Source organism: Spirillospora albida (assembly GCF_000718255.1).
GTDB classification, from domain to species: domain Bacteria; phylum Actinomycetota; class Actinomycetes; order Streptosporangiales; family Streptosporangiaceae; genus Spirillospora; species Spirillospora albida.
Genome location: NZ_JOFJ01000001.1, coordinates 77,575 through 94,044, shown reverse-complemented (window position 1 = coordinate 94,044; position 16,470 = coordinate 77,575). Strand labels below are relative to the sequence as shown.

Genomic DNA, 16,470 nt, shown 5'->3' with positions numbered 1-16,470 from the left:
ACTCCAGTTGTAGTACTACATTCAAACCACTTCACTCATAGTACTACGAACGGAGTCGCTCTTATGCGAAAGCTCGTCTACTACGTCGGCGTCAGCATCGACGGCTACATCGCCGGTCCCGGGGGTGAGTTCGATTTCTACCCGGTCGCGGACGACATGGCCGCCTGGATCAACGAGCGCTACCCGGAGACGGTCCCCACGCACGTGCGGCCCCAGGCCGGCCTGGAGGACGCGCCGAACCGGCGCTTCGACACCCTCGTCATGGGCCTCGGCACGTACCGGCCGGCCCTCGACCTCGGCGTCGCCGGCCCGTACGCGCACGTCCGGCAGTACGTCGTGTCGACGACCCTGGACGCGATCGCGGACCCGTCCGTCGAACTGGTCCGCGACCCGCTGCCCGTCGTCCGGGAACTGAAGGCCGAAGACGGCGGCAAGGACATCTGGCTGGCCGGCGGGGGCGTTCTGGCCGGAGCCCTCCTTCCCGAGATCGACGAACTGATCATCAAGAGCTACCCGGTGGTCGCGGGCGCGGGCCGCTCCGCCTTCTCCGGCGGGTTCCGTCCGACGGGGTTCACTCCCACCGACCGCCAGGTCTTCAGCAACGGCGCCCAGGTCACCTGGTACACCCGCGCCTGACCGTCACCGTGCGAGGTGGTAGTCGGACGGGTCCAGGCGGCGGGTGCGGCGCCGGTACCCCGTCATCGACCCCGGCCAGTTGTTCGTGTTGCGGTGGCCGGAGTCGAGGTACCAGCTGTCGCAGCCGCCCTGGTTCCACACCGAGGTGCCGAGGCGGTGCTGGGTGGCCGCGTCGAACCGGTCGAGCACGTCCGCGCGGACGTCCATGCTGGTGACGCCGGACGCGAGGAGCCGGGCCGCCTGCACGATGTAGGCGGCCTGGCTCTCCAGCATGTGGACGATCGACCCGGAGCCCACGTTGGTGTTGGGCCCGTACATCAGGAAGAAGTTGGGGAAGCCGGGCACGGCGAGGCCGAGGTGCGCGCGGGCGCCGTCCTTCCAGGCGGCGGTGAGCTCGGTGCCGTGCGCGCCGACCACCCGCATCGGGGCGACGAAGTCCTGGGAGCGGAAGCCGGTCGCGAAGATGAGGGTGTCGGCCCGGTGGTGCCGGCCGTCGGCGGTGCGGACACCGTCGGGGACGACCTCGGTGATCGGGGCGTCGACGACGGCGACGTCGGGGCGGTTGAGGGCGGCGTAGTAGTCGCTGGACGTCAGGATGCGCTTGCAGCCCGGCTCGTAGCGGGGGGTGAGCCGTGCGCGCAGGTCGCGGTCGCGGACCGTGCGGAGCGCGTACCGGCACAGGGCCCGGATCGGGAGGGAGAGCACGCGGCGACCGTGCGGGGAGATCAGGGCGGGGTTCAGCAGCAGCTCGAACCACAGGAAGATTCCCAACCGGGACAGCCTCTGGACGGCGGGCACGCGCCGGTTGAGGGTGCGGCGCCAGCGGGGGTAGACCCGGTCGGGTTTGCGGCTGATCCAGTGCACCTCGATCTGGAAGATCGTGAGGCTCCCGGCCGCGGGGGCGATGAGCGGGACGAACTGGATGGCGCTGGCGCCGTTGCCGATCACGGCGACGCGGCGGCCGGTCAGATCCAGGCCGTGGTTCCAGCGGGCCGAATGGAAGGATTTCCCGGCGAAGGTCTCCAGGCCGGGCAGGGCGGGTGTGGCGGGATTGGAAAGCTGCCCGCAGGCGGCGACGAACAGGTCATGATGGCGGACGCGGCCGTCGGCGGTGTGCAGGCGCCACCGGCCCGAGGCCGTGTCGAACTGCGCGTCGGCGATCTCGGTCCCGAGGCGCAGGTGCCGCGTCAGCCCGTACTTGTCGGCGCAGTGCCGCAGGTAGTCCAGGATCTCGCCCTGCTCGGCGAAGCGGCGCGTCCAGTAGGGGTTGGGCTCGAACGAGAAGGAGTACAGGTGGGACGGGGCGTCGCAGGCGGCGCCGGGGTAGGTGTTGGCACGCCAGACGCCCCCGGGTCCGTCCGCCTTGTCGTAGATGGCGATATCGGTGAAACCGGCCTGTTTGAGGCGCACGGCCAGCCCGATCCCGCTGAATCCGGCCCCGACGATCGCGATCGATGGGTTCCTGCGCCCCATGGCGGCTCCCTGGCGTCCGGGTCGGCACCGGCCGGTTCATCGTCCGGCTACCGACATCACTGTCGGTTAGGGTGGGCCCATCGATGGAGGGGAGTCAAGACGTGGAACAGGATTCGCCCAGGACCCGGATGCGCGCGCCGGCGCGCCGGGCCCTGATCACCGCGGCCGCGGTCCGGGTCTTCGCCGGCAAGGGATACCACGGCACCTCGCTCGGCGAGATCGCGAAGGAGGCGGGGGTGGCGCGGACCGTCCTGTACGACCACTTCCCCTCCAAGCGGGTGCTGCTGCTGGCGGTCATCCAGGAGCAGAACGCGGCGCTGGTGGAGTACGTCGGCGCCCGCATCACCGGGTCGGGCTCGGCGGAGGACCGGATGCGGTCGACCATCGATGCCTATTTCGGCTTCGCCGAGGCCAGTCCGGCCGCCCGCAGGCTGCTCTTCGACGCGACGGAGGAGGACGACCCTGAGATCCAGACCGTCCGGCAGGGCATCCGCGAATCGCGCACGCGCGCGGTGACGGCCCTGCTCGCGGGGGACATCCGCTCGGTCGGCGTGGACCCGCACGAACCCATCGCCGAGGCGATGGTCGAGCTGCTCATCACGGGACTCGACGGCGTCGCCCAGTGGTGGGAGCGGCATCCCGGCATGCCGCGATCGATGCTGGTGGAGGGGGCGATGCTGATGCTGTGGACGGGTCTCGGCAACGCCCGCTGACCGCGACCGCGCCCGGCGCCGGGTTCCGCGTCCGACACGAATCGGCCGCCGCGAGGGGTTGACTCCCCGCGGCGGCCTTCGCATAGTAGGGGCCACTTAACCGACATGCGTGTCGGTTAAACCGTCCCACCCCCCAGCGCGAGGAGTGCGCCGTGGACGACAAGACCCCCGCAATGTCAGACGCCGACAACCCCGCCCCCGCCGGAGCGCCGGACGCGGGCGGCATGGACCGCCGCCGATTCGTCACCGGAGCGCTCGGCGCCGCCGGGGCGATCGCCGCGGCGGGCGTGCTCGGCACCGGAGGTTCCGCGTCGGCGTCCACCCGGCGGTCCGCCCACCGGGCGGCCCGGACCGGCAGGGCGGCGGCCGGCCGCCGCGTCGCCGTGTTCGGCGGCGGGATGGGCGGGCTCACCGTCGCCCACGAACTCGCCGAGCGCGGCTTCCAGGTCACCGTGTACGAGCGCAAGGCGTGGGGCGGGAAGTGCCGCAGCATGCCCGTCCCGAACACCGCGTCCGGCGGGCGCCAGGACCTGCCCGCCGAGCACGGCTTCCGGTTCTTCCCCGGCTTCTACCAGAACCTGCCGGACACGATGAGCCGCATCCCGCTGCCCGGCGGGGGCAACGCCGCCGGCAACCTGGTCGACGGCAAGGAGGTCGCCGCCTTCTACAACGGGACCAAGTTCACCCTGCCCGCCGCCGGCAGCATCATCGGCACGCTCAGCCCCGACTCGCTGCTGGCCTTCCTCAACACCGCGGTCAACGTGGTCGGGACCGTCCCCGCGTGGGAGGTCGGCTACTTCCTGCAGAAGATGATCGCGTTCGTCACCAGCGGGCCCGAGCGCCGCTACAAGCAGTGGGAGAACATGAGCTTCTCCCAGTTCGTCCACTCCGAGAAGATGTCGAAGCAGTACAACGAGCTGCTCGTCGACATGTTCACCGGCACCCTCGTCGCAGCCAAGCCCGACAAGGCCAACGCCCACACGATGGGCCTCATGGCCGAGGCATGGGTCTACAGCACCCTCGGCCTCGGCGGCTACAAGGCCCCCGACCGGCTCCTCAACGCCCCCACCAACGAGGCGCTCATCGACCCGTGGATGGCGTACCTGCGCTCCCTCGGCGTCACCTTCCAGGCCGACGCCGCCCTCACCCGCCTGGACGTCGCGGACAAGCGCATCACCGGCGCGCAGGTCACCGGCGCGGGCGGCGCCACCACCGTCGAGGCCGACCACTACGTCCTCGCCGTCCCGGTGGAGCGGGCCGTCCCGCTGCTCAACGACGACATCCTCGCCGCCGACCCGAGCCTCCGGTCGCTCCGCGAGCTGACCACCGACTGGATGAACGGCATCATGATCTACCTGCGGCAGCCGATCGACCTGGCCAAGGGCCACGTCGCCTACGCCGCCCAGCCGTGGGCCCTCACCTCCATCAGCCAGGCCCAGTTCTGGAAGAAGAGGTTCGGCAGCACCTACGGCAAGGGCGACGTCAACGAGTGCCTGTCGATCGACATCTCCGCCTGGGACAAGCCCGGCATCCTGTACGGCAAGCCCGCCCGCGACTGCACCCACGAGCAGATCTTCAAGGAGGTCGTCGCGCAGATCCGCAAGGCCATCCCCTGGGGGCCGGTCGTCCTCAACGACGTCAACATCCACTCCTACTTCATCGACCCCGCCATCACCGGCAACGGCACCCCCCAGGTCGCCAACGACGAGCCCCTGCTCATCAACAGGCCGAGCTCCTGGAACTACCGGCCCGAGGCCACGACCGCCCTGCCGAACCTGTTCCTGGCCTCCGACTACGTCCGCGCCGACATCAACCTCGCCACGATGGAAGGGGCGAACGAGGCCGGACGCAAGGCCGCCAACGCCATCCTCGACGCCTCCGGCGCCGGAGGGACCCCCGCCAAGCTCCTGAAGCTCTACCAGCCCAAGGAGTTCCAGGGCTTCTTCGACGACGACGACCGCCGCTTCAAGGCCGGCCAGGCCAACGCGTTCGACCTGTGGGACCCGGCCAAGCCCTGACCGCACCGAGAGCACCGTCCGCGGCCCGGCGGGTGACGCGCCCGCCCCGCCGGGCCGCGAACGGCCGGAAGGCCCCCGATGCCCACGCACTACCAGGCCCTCGCCGTCCTCTCCACCGGCATCTACTTCGCCGGCCTCGCCCACTTCAAGATGGCGGCCGCCGGCATGCCGGTGCTGCGCGGCCACCGGCCGCTGCGGCTCGCGGGGTCCCTGCTGCGCAGCCCGCGATGGCTGACGGGCGCGGCCGTCCTCGCGGTCGGCGCGACCGTCCAGGTCGCCGCCCTCACCGGCCTGACCGTCGCCGAGGCGCAGCCGCTGTTCCTGGCCGGGGTGGCGATGCTGCTCGTCCTGTCCCTGGCCGCGATGGGGGAGCGGCTGACCCTTCGCGAATGGGGCTGCGTCCTCCTCCTGGCCGCCGCGGCGGTGATCTTCTCGCACGCCGCCCTCACCCGCTCACCGGACGGGCCGCCCGCCGCCGCCCCGTCGACCCTCCTCGTCGTCGCGGTCGCCCTCCCGTCCCTCCTCGTCCCCTGCCTCGGCTTCCTCGCCGGCGACCTGACCCGCAAGGGCGCCCACTCGCGCCCTCTCACGGGGGTGGCGCTCGCCGTCAACGTGGGCGTCCTCACCGGCACCGCCGAACTGATGCTCAAGGGCGCCGCCGACCACGCCACCTCGCTGGGCGCCCTCGCCGGCACGCCCTACCCGTACCTGTTCGCCGTCACCGCGCCGCTCGCCCTCGGCGTCCTCCAGATCGCCCTCCAGCGCGGGCGCCTCGCGATCGTCGGGCTCGTCGCCACCGCCAGCGCCAAGACCTACCTGCTCATCGTGGCCACCCTTCTGTACCGCGAGCCCTGGCCGTCCGCCGGCGACCGGACCACCGTGGCCCTGGCCCTATCCATCCTGGCGATCGCCGCCGTCCCGCACCACGAACCGGCGCCCAGGACTCCGACGGGACACCTGGAACGAGAGGTCATCCGTTCCTGAAGCCCGATAGTCGGATTCGGCCAGCAATTCGGGCACCCTGCGGAGCAAGGCGTCCTGCTCCGGCGAGAAATCCCGGCGGACCAGCAGACGGACCTCCACCGACAACGGCCCGCCCTCAACGACGAACCCGGTCCGGCGGTCGCGCCACCAGCGCCACCGCACCAGCCCGAACCCGACCAGGACGCGCCGCACCCGCGCCCGCAACCGCCACGCGGCGATCAGAGCCTCCAGCGAGGCGTACACGATGAGCGCGAACATCCCCGCCGCGATCGCGCCCCCGGCCGCGAAGAGACCGACCAGGACGCCATCGGGCGCACCGAACGCCGCCGCGAGCAGGATCGGAACGCCCGTCCAGTACAAGAACGCCATCACCAGGACGGCCTTGTCGTCCTCCGGCAGGGAGACACCTCCCCTCCTGCCAGAAGTATCCGACAACGCCCGCCCAGGCCACCGGTAAGGCGGCCGCCGCCGGTTCACGCCGCAGCGGCCGCTTGCGAACGGCCCGCGGTCAAGAGGCGGGAACCCCCATCAGCGGAAGGCACGGCTCGAGCCCCTCGACCGTGACGGCCACCGAGCGGTGCCGCTCCCACTCGACGCGGCTCAGACGCATCCGGCCGGCGATCACCAGTGCGTCGCGGAGCACATGCCGCTCGATGCCGTCCGGCCGGTAACCGAGCTTGCGGGAAACGGCCTCCGACGCGTGATTGTCCAGGAAGGCGGCGGACGTGGCGTCCTGGACGTCCAGCCCGCCGAACGCCAGATGCAGTACCGCGGCCCGCATCTCGGTGCCGATGCCCTGCCCCTGGTACCGGCGCCCGAGCCACGACCCGGTGGCCACCTCCCGCCTGACGGCCAGGTCCCGCGCGCCGACGCTCTGGACACCGACCACGGCGCCGTCGAGGAAGACGGCGAGGAGGAGCGTCCAATCGTCGGGCCGCCAAGCGCCCAGCTCCCGCCAATGATGCAGGACGACGCTCCGCGCGACCTCCTCCGGCGCCTGGTCCGTCCACGGCACCGCGAACGGCATCACGCCGGCGTCATGGATCCCCCCGGCCGCCAGCTCGGCGAGCGCCGCCAGCTCCTCAGCCGACGGCAGCCGCAACTCCAGCCGCGGCGTCCGCAGCCGCAACCCCAGCAAGGGAAAATGATCGACCAGCATTCGGCCATGATGGACGCCCGACCGCTTCGCCTACGCCCGGCACGGAAAGATTCTGGTCGAGTTCGACCCGATGTTCCCGGCCGACTGGCACAGAATCACTCCGGACGTGCCCGTGAATGAAATGACCGACGCGGGCCTGCTTCCCGCGCCGGAAGGAGAAACACCCACGCACCCGGCTCTGAGAGCTCTCGAACTCGCGCGTCTGATCACGGGCGTTCACATCACTTTGGAGCTGCTCAACGGACGCCCCCAATGGGCACAGATGCCGGCGACCGTGCGCCCGGGTCCATGACCACGCCCGCTGCAGTCATCGGTTCAGCCGCCTTCCCGATGCGCCATCGAGCGTGCGCCTCGCGCTGCTGCCGTAATATCCGAGCGAAGCGCGCCGGCCGGTCATCCACCTGGTGATCCACTGCCGTGGGCGTGTTCGGAGGGTTCGATGACGGAGATCACGCATCGTTTCGTCCGGTCGGCGAGCGGGCTGGACATGCACGTCGCGGAGGCGGGGGAGGGGCCGCTCGTCCTGCTCCTGCACGGCTTCCCCGAATGCTGGTACTCGTGGCGGCACCAGCTCCTCGCGCTCGCCGAGGCCGGGTTCCACGCCGTCGCGCCCGATCAGCGCGGCTACGGCCGGACCGGCGGGCCCGCCGGCGTCGACCAGTACACGATCCTGCATCTGGCGGGCGACGCCGTCGGCCTCATCGACGCCCTCGGACAGAACAGGCGGTCGTCGTCGGCCACGACTGGGGCGCACCCGTGGCATGGGCGACGGCGCAGCTCCGTCCGGACAAGGCCCGCGGCGTCGTCGGCCTTTCCGTCCCGCATCGGCCACGCAGCTCCAACCCGCCGGTGGAGGGCATGCGGAGGAAGTTCGGTGACGGCTTTTACATGGTGCACTTCCAGCAGCCGGACGTCCCGGAAGCGGAATTCGACCGCGACCGCGCCACCACTTTCCGCCGGATGCTGTACGGCGACGCCCCCGAAGGACAGATGCCGGTCATCCCGGAAGGCGGCGGATATCTGGAGCTCTACCCGGAACCGGAAAAGCTCCCGGACTGGCTCACCGAAGACGACATCGCCGCCTACGTCGCCGAGTACGCGGGGAGCGGCTTCACCGGCCCCCTCAACTGGTACCGCAATCTCGACCGGAACTGGGAGCTCACCACCGCCTGGCACCGCGCCCCGATCACCCCGCCCGCCCTCTTCATCACCGGCGAACGCGACGCGGTGGTCACGTGGGAGCGAGGGGCGATCGACCGGCTGAGCGACTCCGTCCCGAACCTGCGCGGCACGATCTGGCTGCCCGACTGCGGCCACTGGGTCCAGCAGGAGCGTCCCGCCGAGGTCAACGAGGCACTCATCGACTTCCTGCGCGACCTTTAGGGGAGCGGCTGGCACGGTGACGACCTCACATGATCAGGTGTCCGCCTGCTCCGCCCAGCGATCGGCCCAGCGTTCCAGCCGCAGGAGGTCCGCGCTCAGCTCCCGGCCATGCGGGGTGAGCTCGTAGCCCCGATCGGCGCGCCCGACGATGCCGGCCTCGGCTAGCTCGGCGAGCCGCTGGGTCAGGACGCTCGACGAGATCGACCCGCAGCGTTCCTGCAGTTCACGGAACGTAGGACCGTCGATCTGCGTCAGCTCCCAGATCACGCGCAGTGCCCACCGGCGCCCGAGCAAGTCCAGGAGGGCCATGATCGGGCGTCCGGTCGCCGAGCCCCGGACCGGACGGCCCGGACGCGGCCTGGATGAGTCCGTCACACGACCTCCGCTTCTCTTTCCGAAGCAATCATGTTAGCGTCCCCATCATGCCTCGAATTCAGAAGCAAGCGCCGCGTGTCACGCCACTCGAACCTCCCTACGACGACACGACCCGCGAGGCGCTCGACCTCCTCGGCCCCCCGATCGCCCTCTTCCGCACGCTCGCCCGCCGCCCCGAACGAGCGCGCGGCATGCACGGCTGGGGCAGCTACTACCTCTCCCGCCGCACGGCCCTGTCCTTGCGGCACCGCGAACTGATCATCGACCGGACCACCGCGCGCTGCGGCGCCGAGTACGAATGGGGCGTCCACATCGCGTTCTTCGCCGACAAAGTGGGCCTCACCGCCGAGCAGATCCGGTCACTCACCCACGGCGACCCGACCGACCCCTGCTGGACCGACCCAGCGGACCGCGCCGTCCTCACCGCCGTCGACGCCCTCCGCGACACCGCCGACCTCACCGACCCCCAATGGACCGCCCTGACCACCACCATCGGCGAGGAGGCCGCGATCGACCTGCTGCTGGTCTGCGGCTGGTACCACGCGATCTCCTTCACCGTCCGCGTCCTCCGCCTACCCGCCGAACCCGGCACCCCGACCTTCACCGACCACTGACCGCTCAGGATGACGTCGAGCGGGGCGCGGCCAGGCGGGTCGGCTCGAGGCGGCCCCGAAGGGTGACCTCGCCCGTGATCTCCCAATGGGACGCCTCGTCCGGCCCGGCGGCGTCCAGAGCGGGGCCGGACGCCAGAACCAGACCAGGCGTCTTCTTCGCCAGCTCGGTGAGCCGCGCGGCCTCGTTCACCGGGTCGCCGATGACCGTGTACTCGAACCGCTTCTCCGCGCCGATGTGCCCGGCGACGGCGGGTCCGGCGGAGACCCCCACCGCCGCCGTCAGGCTCGGCACCTCGACGGCCAGGCGGGACGCCAGCTCGCGGGCGGCGGCGAGGGCGCGGGCGGGGCCGTCGGGCAGGTCCAGCGGCGCCCCGAAGATCGCGAGCGCGGCGTCGCCCTCGAACTTGTTGATCCAGCCGCCGTGCGCGTTGACGACCTGGACGACCACCGCGAAGAACTCGTTGAGCAGCGCGACGACCTCCGCCGGCGGACGGGTCGCGGCCAGCCGGGTCGACCCGACCAGATCCACGAAGATCACCGCGACGTCGCGGACCTCGCCGCCGAGTTCCACGCCGCGCTCCAGGGCGAGCCGCGCGACGTCCTCCCCGACCTGCCGCCCGAACAGGTCCTGGAGCAGCTCGTGCTCGCGGAGCCCCGCGACCATCTGGTTGAACCCCGCCTGCAACTGCCCGATCTCGCTGCCGTCGTAGACGGGCACCTCGGTGAGCAGGTCCTGCCGCTCCACCCGCGCCATGGCCAGCCGGACGGAGTCGATCGGGTCGGCCACCGCGCGCGCCGCGAGATAGATGACGCCCACGCCGACGACCAGGGCCGTCCCGGACAGCGCGACCATCGTCCAGCTGAGCTGGCGGCTCGACACGTCCGCGACGCTGAGGGACGCCGCCCCCATCAGCAAGATTCCGATCACCGGCACGGCGGTGCCGAGCCCCCACGCGAGCACCGACCGCGTCACGACCCCCGGCACGCGGGACCCGGCCGGGACGCGGCTCGTCAACGCCAGCACCGCCGCCGGCCGGAACAGCCGCTCCGCCACCAGATGGACGATCATGCACGTGGTGAGGCCGCCGAGCAACACGGTCAGCCCGAGCTTCACCGCCATGAGCGGCGAGAACGGCAGATTGATCCCCGCCCACCCGACCGCCGCGAACCCCCACAGCACCCCGTGGACCTTCATCAGCAGCAGAGGCGACCGCAGGACGAGACGCTGCTCCGCCTCGGTCAGCGTCCGGTCCGTCCGGAACAGCCGCCGCATCGGCCGGAACACCCGCAGCCCGACCGCCACCCCCACCGCGATCGCGACGCTCGCGTACCCGAAGAACAGGGCGACGTTGGCCCGCTGCAACGTCTCGTGCCCCCGGACCTCCTCTGGATCCGGCAGCACGACCGTCGCGAGAAGGAGCACCACCAGCGAACCCACCACGTTCGCCAGCACGGAACTGATGATCACCAGCCGCCGGATCCGCCGCTCCACGATGGCGCGCGGCGCCCCCGGCGGCCCATCGATGAACCGCCCCAGCTTCTGCCCCATACACCGCGACTGTACGCAAGCCGCGCCCCACAGACCCCACAGACCCACTCCCGCCCCTGTCGCCTCCCTCACACGGTCGCATGAGTCAGGTGGTCAGCCTCCCGAGGAGCGGGACCCCTCGGCCGCGGCGGCGTATCGGCGGGCCAGGTCGGCGAAGGCGGCCTTGAGTTCGGGCGGCCCGATGACCTCGATGCCGACGCCGAACCGGCCGAGGGAGGCCGCCAGCCCAGTCCATGACCACGAGCCTTGGACGAGCCGGGAGCGCCCCGGCGCGACCTCCTCGACGACTCCGTCGCCGGTGTGACGGGCCACCTCGGCGGCGGAGAGATCAAGGATCACCTCACCGGTGCACGGCCATCCGCCGGTGCCGTTCGAGCCCTTGAACCTGCCGACCAGGAAGGAGGCCGCATCCCCGCCGGGCACGGCGCGCGGGGAGAAGCGGGGGCCGGTGGGGGTGCGCGGGGTGATGCGGTCGGCGCGAAAGACGCGCCAGTCGTCACGCTCGAGGTCCCATGCCAGGAGGTACCAGCGTCCGCCCCGCGCGAGAAGGTGATGGGGCTGCACCCGTCGTGGTGGCAGGTCGCCCTCCACGCCGTAGTCGAAGCGCAGCTCCTCGCGGGCCTTCACGACGCCGCTGAGCGTCATGAGCACACCGCTGTCGACCTGCGGGGCGTCCCGCTGCCCGACGGGGGTGACGTGGAAGGCGTCGATGCGGTGGCGCAGCCGGGCGGGCATGACCTGCCGGACGGTGGTCAGCGCCCGCGCGGCGGCCTCCTCGATACCCGCACCGCTGACGGTCGCGAGCCGCAGCGCGATGGCCAAGGCGACCGCCTGCTCGTCGTCGAACAGCAGCGGCGGCAGCTCCGTCCCCGCGCCGAGCCGGTAGCCCCCGTCCGGGCCCTTGATCGCCAGCACCGGATAGCCGAGCCCGCGCAGCCGGTCGACGTCACGCCGGACGGTGCGCGGGCTCACGCCCAGCCGCTCGGCGAGCAGCGCCCCTGGCCAGTCCCGGCGCACCTGCAGCAACGAGAGCAGTGACAGCAGCCGCGCCGAAGTCTTCTGCATCCCCCCATCTTGGCTGAGGTAGCGGCCACATCCTGTCCGCTTCACCTGCGACGGTCATCCAAGGCAACAAAGAGCCAACGAAAGGAATCGTCATGACCGTCAACGTGGTGACCCATCTCAACTTCCGCGGCGAGGCCCGCGAGGCGCTCACCTTCTACCGGACCGTGTTCGGCGGGGACTTGGCCGTGGTGACCTACAAGGACGCCGGAAACGTTCAGGAGCCGTCCGAGACCGACCAGGTGATGTGGGGCCAGGTGACAGCCGACAACGGCTTCCGCGTCATGGCCTACGACGTCCCCTCCACCCTGCCCTGGAACCAGGGCCAGAACGCCTTCTTCGTCTCCGTCCGGGGCGGAGACGCCGAGGAGATCACCGGGTACTGGGAGAAGCTCTCCGACGGCGCGACCATCCTGTGTCCGCTGGCCCCCGCCCAGTGGGCGCCTCTCTACGGGATGCTGAAGGACCGCTACGGCGTCACCTGGGTCCTGGACGTCGTCAGCGAGTACGACGCGTCCTGACCCCCGAGCCAGGACGGCGGGGCTCACCACCGGCTGCGCGGCCTCTTCGGTGGCGACGACTCCGCGTATCGCGGGCGTATCGAAAATGCATACGCCCGCAATACGGTCCTCCGTCTTGAATGCAGGCATGGAACAGGGAGCATCGTCGTCCGCCCCGGCCCGACGTGTGCGCTGGCTCGTGCCCGTCGGTCTGGCGGTCCTCGGTGCGGCGATCGCGGCGTTCGGCCCCATCGGCGCGGTTCTGAGGATCTTGTCCGTGCCGCTGCACAGGCCGGGGTGGCACGTCTGGGTGGGCACGATCAACGGCGTGGTGCTCATCACGGTGGCCGCACTGCCGTTCGCCGCGCTGGCGGTGTGGGTTCTGTCGCGCCGCCGGAGCGCCGCCGACGCGGCGCGGGCGTGGCGCATGTCGCTGGCCGAGGTCGGCATCGTCTACGGGACGGTGCCGTGGGTCTGGATGATCGTGCTCCCGGGCGACGAGGGTGGAGCCGTCACCAAGCTGGTGCCGCTGCAGGACCTGCTCTCGATGAACATGCCCCAGATTGTCGGCAACCTGCTGGTGTTCGCGGCTTTGGGGTTCTTCGCCCCGCTGCGGTTCGCGGTGCTGGCGTCGACACCGCGGATTCTGGTGCTCGCGGCGGGCTGCTCGGTCCTGGTCGAGACCGCGCAGTACGTCCTGAGGCTGGACCGGGTGTCGTCCGTGGACGACGTCCTGCTCAACACCGCCGGCGCCGGACTCGCCGCCCTGGCATCGCGCCGCTGGTGGCGCCCCACGGCCGCCACGGCGCCCATCCCCACGTGCGCGGGAAGCACGTGATCGCCCACAGTTGAGGGCGGGACAGGTCCGGACCATCCCCGCGTGCGCGGGGAGCACGCCTGTGCCCACTCGGCATTCGTGCTCGGCAAGGGATCATCCCCGCGTGCGCGGGGAGCACACGATCCGGGAACGTCGCGCTTCCTCAGCGCTGGGACCATCCCCGCGTGCGCGGGGAGCACGTCGGCACGGCGATCCGCTGGGTCTGGACGACGGGACCATCCCCGCGTGCGCGGGGAGCACGCGCCCGGGGAGACGCGCGGCAGCGAGCGGTAGGGACCATCCCCGCGTGCGCGGGGAGCACGAGCGCGGCGTCCGGTGGCTCTGGGAGAGCGAGGGACCATCCCCGCGTGCGCGGGGAGCACCGGCCGATCGGCCGGTGGGACGCGACGCACGTGGGACCATCCCCGCGTGCGCGGGGAGCACACTGCCACGCGACAGCGGCGGGCGTCCTCGAAGGGACCATCCCCGCGTGCGCGGGGAGCACTACGTCCGGACCCGGCCAGAGATCATGGAGGCGGGACCATCCCCGCGTGCGCGGGGAGCACCCGGATCTGAGGGGGCGGGCGATGGCTGACAAGGGACCATCCCCGCGTGCGCGGGGAGCACCCGGATCTGAGGGGGCGGGCGATGGCTGACAAGGGACCATCCCCGCGTGCGCGGGGAGCACGTCGACGAACTCGCCGACGATGCGGACGCCGAGGGACCATCCCCGCGTGCGCGGGGAGCACCCGGTGTCGACCTGCGCCTGGTAGGGCTCGCCCTGGACCATCCCCGCGTGCGCGGGGAGCACGAGTGCGCGCGCAGCCCCATGGGTTTGTTGGCGGGACCATCCCCGCGTGCGCGGGGAGCACCTGAACTCACTTCCCCACAGGCCCGACCAGGCGGGACCATCCCCGCGTGCGCGGGGAGCACGGCATGAAAGCCGCATGGCCGGCCCCGCCGTAGGGACCATCCCCGCGTGCGCGGGGAGCACGGGGCCGCGGAGTCCGCGACGGCGCGCGTCCATGGGACCATCCCCGCGTGCGCGGGAAGCACACGGACTTGGGCTCCCCGTTCGGCCACGTCCCGGGACCATCCCCGCGTGCGCGGGGAGCACCTCTTCCGGGGTGGGCATCCGGGCACGGCCCCGGGACCATCCCCGCGTGCGCGGGGAGCACGGAGCGTCCGGCCCGTACCGGCTCCTGATCATGGGACCATCCCCGCGTGCGCGGGGAGCACGCCGTCCACCACCCACGCCCGGACGGAGCTGCTGGACCATCCCCGCGTGCGCGGGGAGCACCGCGCCGGCGGACCGGTGCGGGGCCGTGAACAGGGACCATCCCCGCGTGCGCGGGGAGCACAAGGCGGCGGCCCGGGACGGCCAGGATGGGCTGGGACCATCCCCGCGTGCGCGGGGAGCACCGGGCTCGGGAATCGCATCGTCCTTTGTCATCGGGACCATCCCCGCGTGCGCGGGGAGCACGGGGTCGCGTGGGTGGCGCTGCTCACGGTCCTGGGACCATCCCCGCGTGCGCGGGGAGCACTCCATCCGCACCTGCCACCGCCCTCGGCCGCGGGGACCATCCCCGCGTGCGCGGGGAGCACTAGCGGTCGAGGTACTCATCCATGTGCTCCTTGGGACCATCCCCGCGTGCGCGGGGAGCACAGGTCATTGGACGTCTGGACGTCCAGACGTCCGGGACCATCCCCGCGTGCGCGGGGAGCACGTGAGCTGAATCGTTTGATCGGCATGTATTACGGGACCATCCCCGCGTGCGCGGGGAGCACTACGGCCAGTCCTGGGGCACGATCGCGAACGGGGGACCATCCCCGCGTGCGCGGGGAGCACCTGACGTACGCCGACCACGTGTCAGGGTCGATGGGACCATCCCCGCGTGCGCGGGGAGCACGATCACCGCGGAGGAACGCGGTTTCCTCGCTCGGGACCATCCCCGCGTGCGCGGGGAGCACGACAAGTCGGGTCTCGGTGGGCGCCTGAGCCTGGGACCATCCCCGCGTGCGCGGGGAGCACCTCGTCTGGCTCCGCGACCACCAGCCCGAGGCGGGACCATCCCCGCGTGCGCGGGGAGCACGGAGGTCGAGCGCGCCGCCTGACCGTCCACAAGGGACCATCCCCGCGTGCGCGGGGAGCACCTCGAACTGGTAGTCCTCGGCGAGGCGGATCTGGGACCATCCCCGCGTGCGCGGGGAGCACCGGCAGAAGGGCGAGTGGCAGGCATTCGTCCGGGGACCATCCCCGCGTGCGCGGGGAGCACTCTTTCAGGACCACGTGCAGCGGCCAGACGTAGGGACCATCCCCGCGTGCGCGGGGAGCACGTCCGCACCGTCACCATCGACGGGAACCCCTGGGGACCATCCCCGCGTGCGCGGGGAGCACTTGGACGAGGCCCGGCCGCCGCCGGGCCGGGTGGGACCATCCCCGCGTGCGCGGGGAGCACCCACGTGGCGATATCGAGCCGAGATACTTGCAGGGACCATCCCCGCGTGCGCGGGGAGCACAGACTCCGGACGGTGTACCCGGCGGCCCGATCGGGACCATCCCCGCGTGCGCGGGGAGCACACCTGGTCCAGACACAAGTTAGGACCGGTCCTGGGACCATCCCCGCGTGCGCGGGGAGCACCCGGAGCCGCCGCACTTGCGGCCCGCGAGGTTGGGACCATCCCCGCGTGCGCGGGGAGCACAAGACCGGCTATCACCCGACGGCGACTTAGCCGGGACCATCCCCGCGTGCGCGGGGAGCACTCAGCAACCGCTCTCAGTACTGGATCAGCTCGGGGACCATCCCCGCGTGCGCGGGGAGCACAGGTTGCGTTGATCGGCGACGGTGTAGCCCGCGGGACCATCCCCGCGTGCGCGGGGAGCACTGCCCCGCAGCACCGCCTACGACGCCCTCACCGGGACCATCCCCGCGTGCGCGGGGAGCACTCACCTTCATGCCGCGCCAGGCATTCGAGATGGGGACCATCCCCGCGTGCGCGGGGAGCACGAGCTGCGCGCCGCGCGTCATGATGTCGAAGGCGGACCATCCCCGCGTGCGCGGGGAGCACTCCCTCCACCGTCGCATCGCCGCTTCCTCTCAGGGACCATCCCCGCGTGCGCGGGGAGCACGGACTGGTTCGCGCTGAGCTGGTGCGTGTGGCGGGGACCATCCCCGCGTGCGCGGGG

The 16,470-nt window shown here is 71.7% G+C and carries 12 protein-coding genes, 3 pseudogenes and 1 CRISPR repeat array (1 of these 16 only partly in view); of the genes and pseudogenes, 9 read left to right on the top strand and 6 right to left on the bottom strand.

Annotated features, from left to right (window positions below; all coding sequences use genetic code 11):
- Positions 1–63: 63 nt before the first annotated feature.
- On the top strand, positions 64–636 hold the full coding sequence (locus IE99_RS0100440; RefSeq protein ID WP_030144836.1) for a dihydrofolate reductase family protein: 573 nt from the start codon (positions 64–66) through the stop codon (positions 634–636).
- 3 nt (positions 637–639) lie between these two features.
- Here IE99_RS0100440 and IE99_RS0100435 read toward each other — a convergent pair whose 3' ends face one another.
- A complete protein-coding gene (locus tag IE99_RS0100435) occupies positions 640–2,109 on the bottom strand; it encodes a flavin-containing monooxygenase (RefSeq protein WP_030144835.1) in 1,470 nt (489 codons plus the stop codon).
- Between the two features lie 101 nt (positions 2,110–2,210).
- Here IE99_RS0100435 and IE99_RS0100430 point away from each other — a divergent pair, with 101 nt between their 5' ends.
- The 3 genes from IE99_RS0100430 to IE99_RS0100420 all read left to right on the top strand — a co-directional run bounded on the left by IE99_RS0100430 (position 2,211) and on the right by IE99_RS0100420 (position 5,824).
- A complete protein-coding gene (locus tag IE99_RS0100430) occupies positions 2,211–2,822 on the top strand; it encodes a TetR/AcrR family transcriptional regulator (RefSeq protein WP_084219184.1) in 612 nt (203 codons plus the stop codon).
- A gap of 152 nt (positions 2,823–2,974) precedes the next feature.
- Positions 2,975–4,840: a hydroxysqualene dehydroxylase gene (locus IE99_RS0100425; RefSeq protein WP_211258692.1), complete on the top strand. Its 1,866-nt coding sequence runs from the start codon at positions 2,975–2,977 to the stop codon at positions 4,838–4,840.
- Between the two features lie 78 nt (positions 4,841–4,918).
- Positions 4,919–5,824, top strand: a complete 906-nt coding sequence (locus IE99_RS0100420; protein WP_030144832.1) for a DMT family protein — start codon at positions 4,919–4,921, stop codon at positions 5,822–5,824.
- Here IE99_RS0100420 and IE99_RS31600 read toward each other — a convergent pair.
- Positions 5,732–6,259: a hypothetical protein gene (locus IE99_RS31600; protein WP_157609938.1), complete on the bottom strand. Its 528-nt coding sequence runs from the start codon at positions 6,257–6,259 to the stop codon at positions 5,732–5,734. The two genes, IE99_RS0100420 and IE99_RS31600, sit on opposite strands and share 93 nt — an antisense overlap.
- 73 nt (positions 6,260–6,332) lie before the next feature.
- Positions 6,333–6,983, bottom strand: a complete 651-nt coding sequence (locus IE99_RS0100415) for a GNAT family N-acetyltransferase (protein ID WP_030144831.1) — start codon at positions 6,981–6,983, stop codon at positions 6,333–6,335.
- Between the two features lie 31 nt (positions 6,984–7,014).
- Here IE99_RS0100415 and IE99_RS33600 point away from each other — a divergent pair.
- A pseudogene (locus IE99_RS33600) lies at positions 7,015–7,275 on the top strand (DUF6461 domain-containing protein); the annotation flags it as partial.
- Between the two features lie 147 nt (positions 7,276–7,422).
- Positions 7,423–8,366, top strand: a pseudogene (locus IE99_RS28685) (alpha/beta fold hydrolase).
- A gap of 33 nt (positions 8,367–8,399) precedes the next feature.
- Here the strand turns inward: IE99_RS28685 and IE99_RS0100405 are convergent.
- The gene (locus IE99_RS0100405; RefSeq protein WP_030144830.1) at positions 8,400–8,741 is read right to left on the bottom strand and encodes a winged helix-turn-helix transcriptional regulator; all 342 of its coding nucleotides are present in this window, start codon (positions 8,739–8,741) and stop codon (positions 8,400–8,402) included.
- A 47-nt stretch (positions 8,742–8,788) separates the two neighbouring features.
- Here IE99_RS0100405 and IE99_RS33330 point away from each other — a divergent pair, with 47 nt between their 5' ends.
- Positions 8,789–9,355 (top strand): carboxymuconolactone decarboxylase family protein, encoded by a 567-nt coding sequence (locus IE99_RS33330; RefSeq protein ID WP_030144829.1) that lies wholly within the window; start codon positions 8,789–8,791, stop codon positions 9,353–9,355.
- Positions 9,356–9,359: 4 nt separating this feature from the next.
- On the opposite strand, the gene IE99_RS0100395 is transcribed toward IE99_RS33330, so the two are convergent.
- The gene (locus tag IE99_RS0100395; protein ID WP_051711724.1) at positions 9,360–10,904 is read right to left on the bottom strand and encodes an adenylate/guanylate cyclase domain-containing protein; all 1,545 of its coding nucleotides are present in this window, start codon (positions 10,902–10,904) and stop codon (positions 9,360–9,362) included.
- 93 nt (positions 10,905–10,997) lie between these two features.
- Entirely contained in the window at positions 10,998–11,969 is a 972-nt protein-coding gene (locus tag IE99_RS0100390) for a helix-turn-helix transcriptional regulator (RefSeq protein WP_030144827.1), read from the bottom strand.
- A 92-nt stretch (positions 11,970–12,061) separates the two neighbouring features.
- Between IE99_RS0100390 and IE99_RS0100385 the strand changes: the two genes are divergently transcribed.
- On the top strand, positions 12,062–12,487 hold the full coding sequence (locus tag IE99_RS0100385) for a VOC family protein (RefSeq protein WP_030144826.1): 426 nt from the start codon (positions 12,062–12,064) through the stop codon (positions 12,485–12,487).
- An 85-nt stretch (positions 12,488–12,572) separates the two neighbouring features.
- Positions 12,573–13,226 (top strand): annotated as a pseudogene (locus tag IE99_RS33595) (VanZ family protein); the annotation flags it as partial.
- A gap of 45 nt (positions 13,227–13,271) precedes the next feature.
- A CRISPR array of direct repeats spans positions 13,272–16,470; the repeat unit is 29 nt; unit sequence GGGACCATCCCCGCGTGCGCGGGGAGCAC; it runs 1,042 nt beyond the window's last position.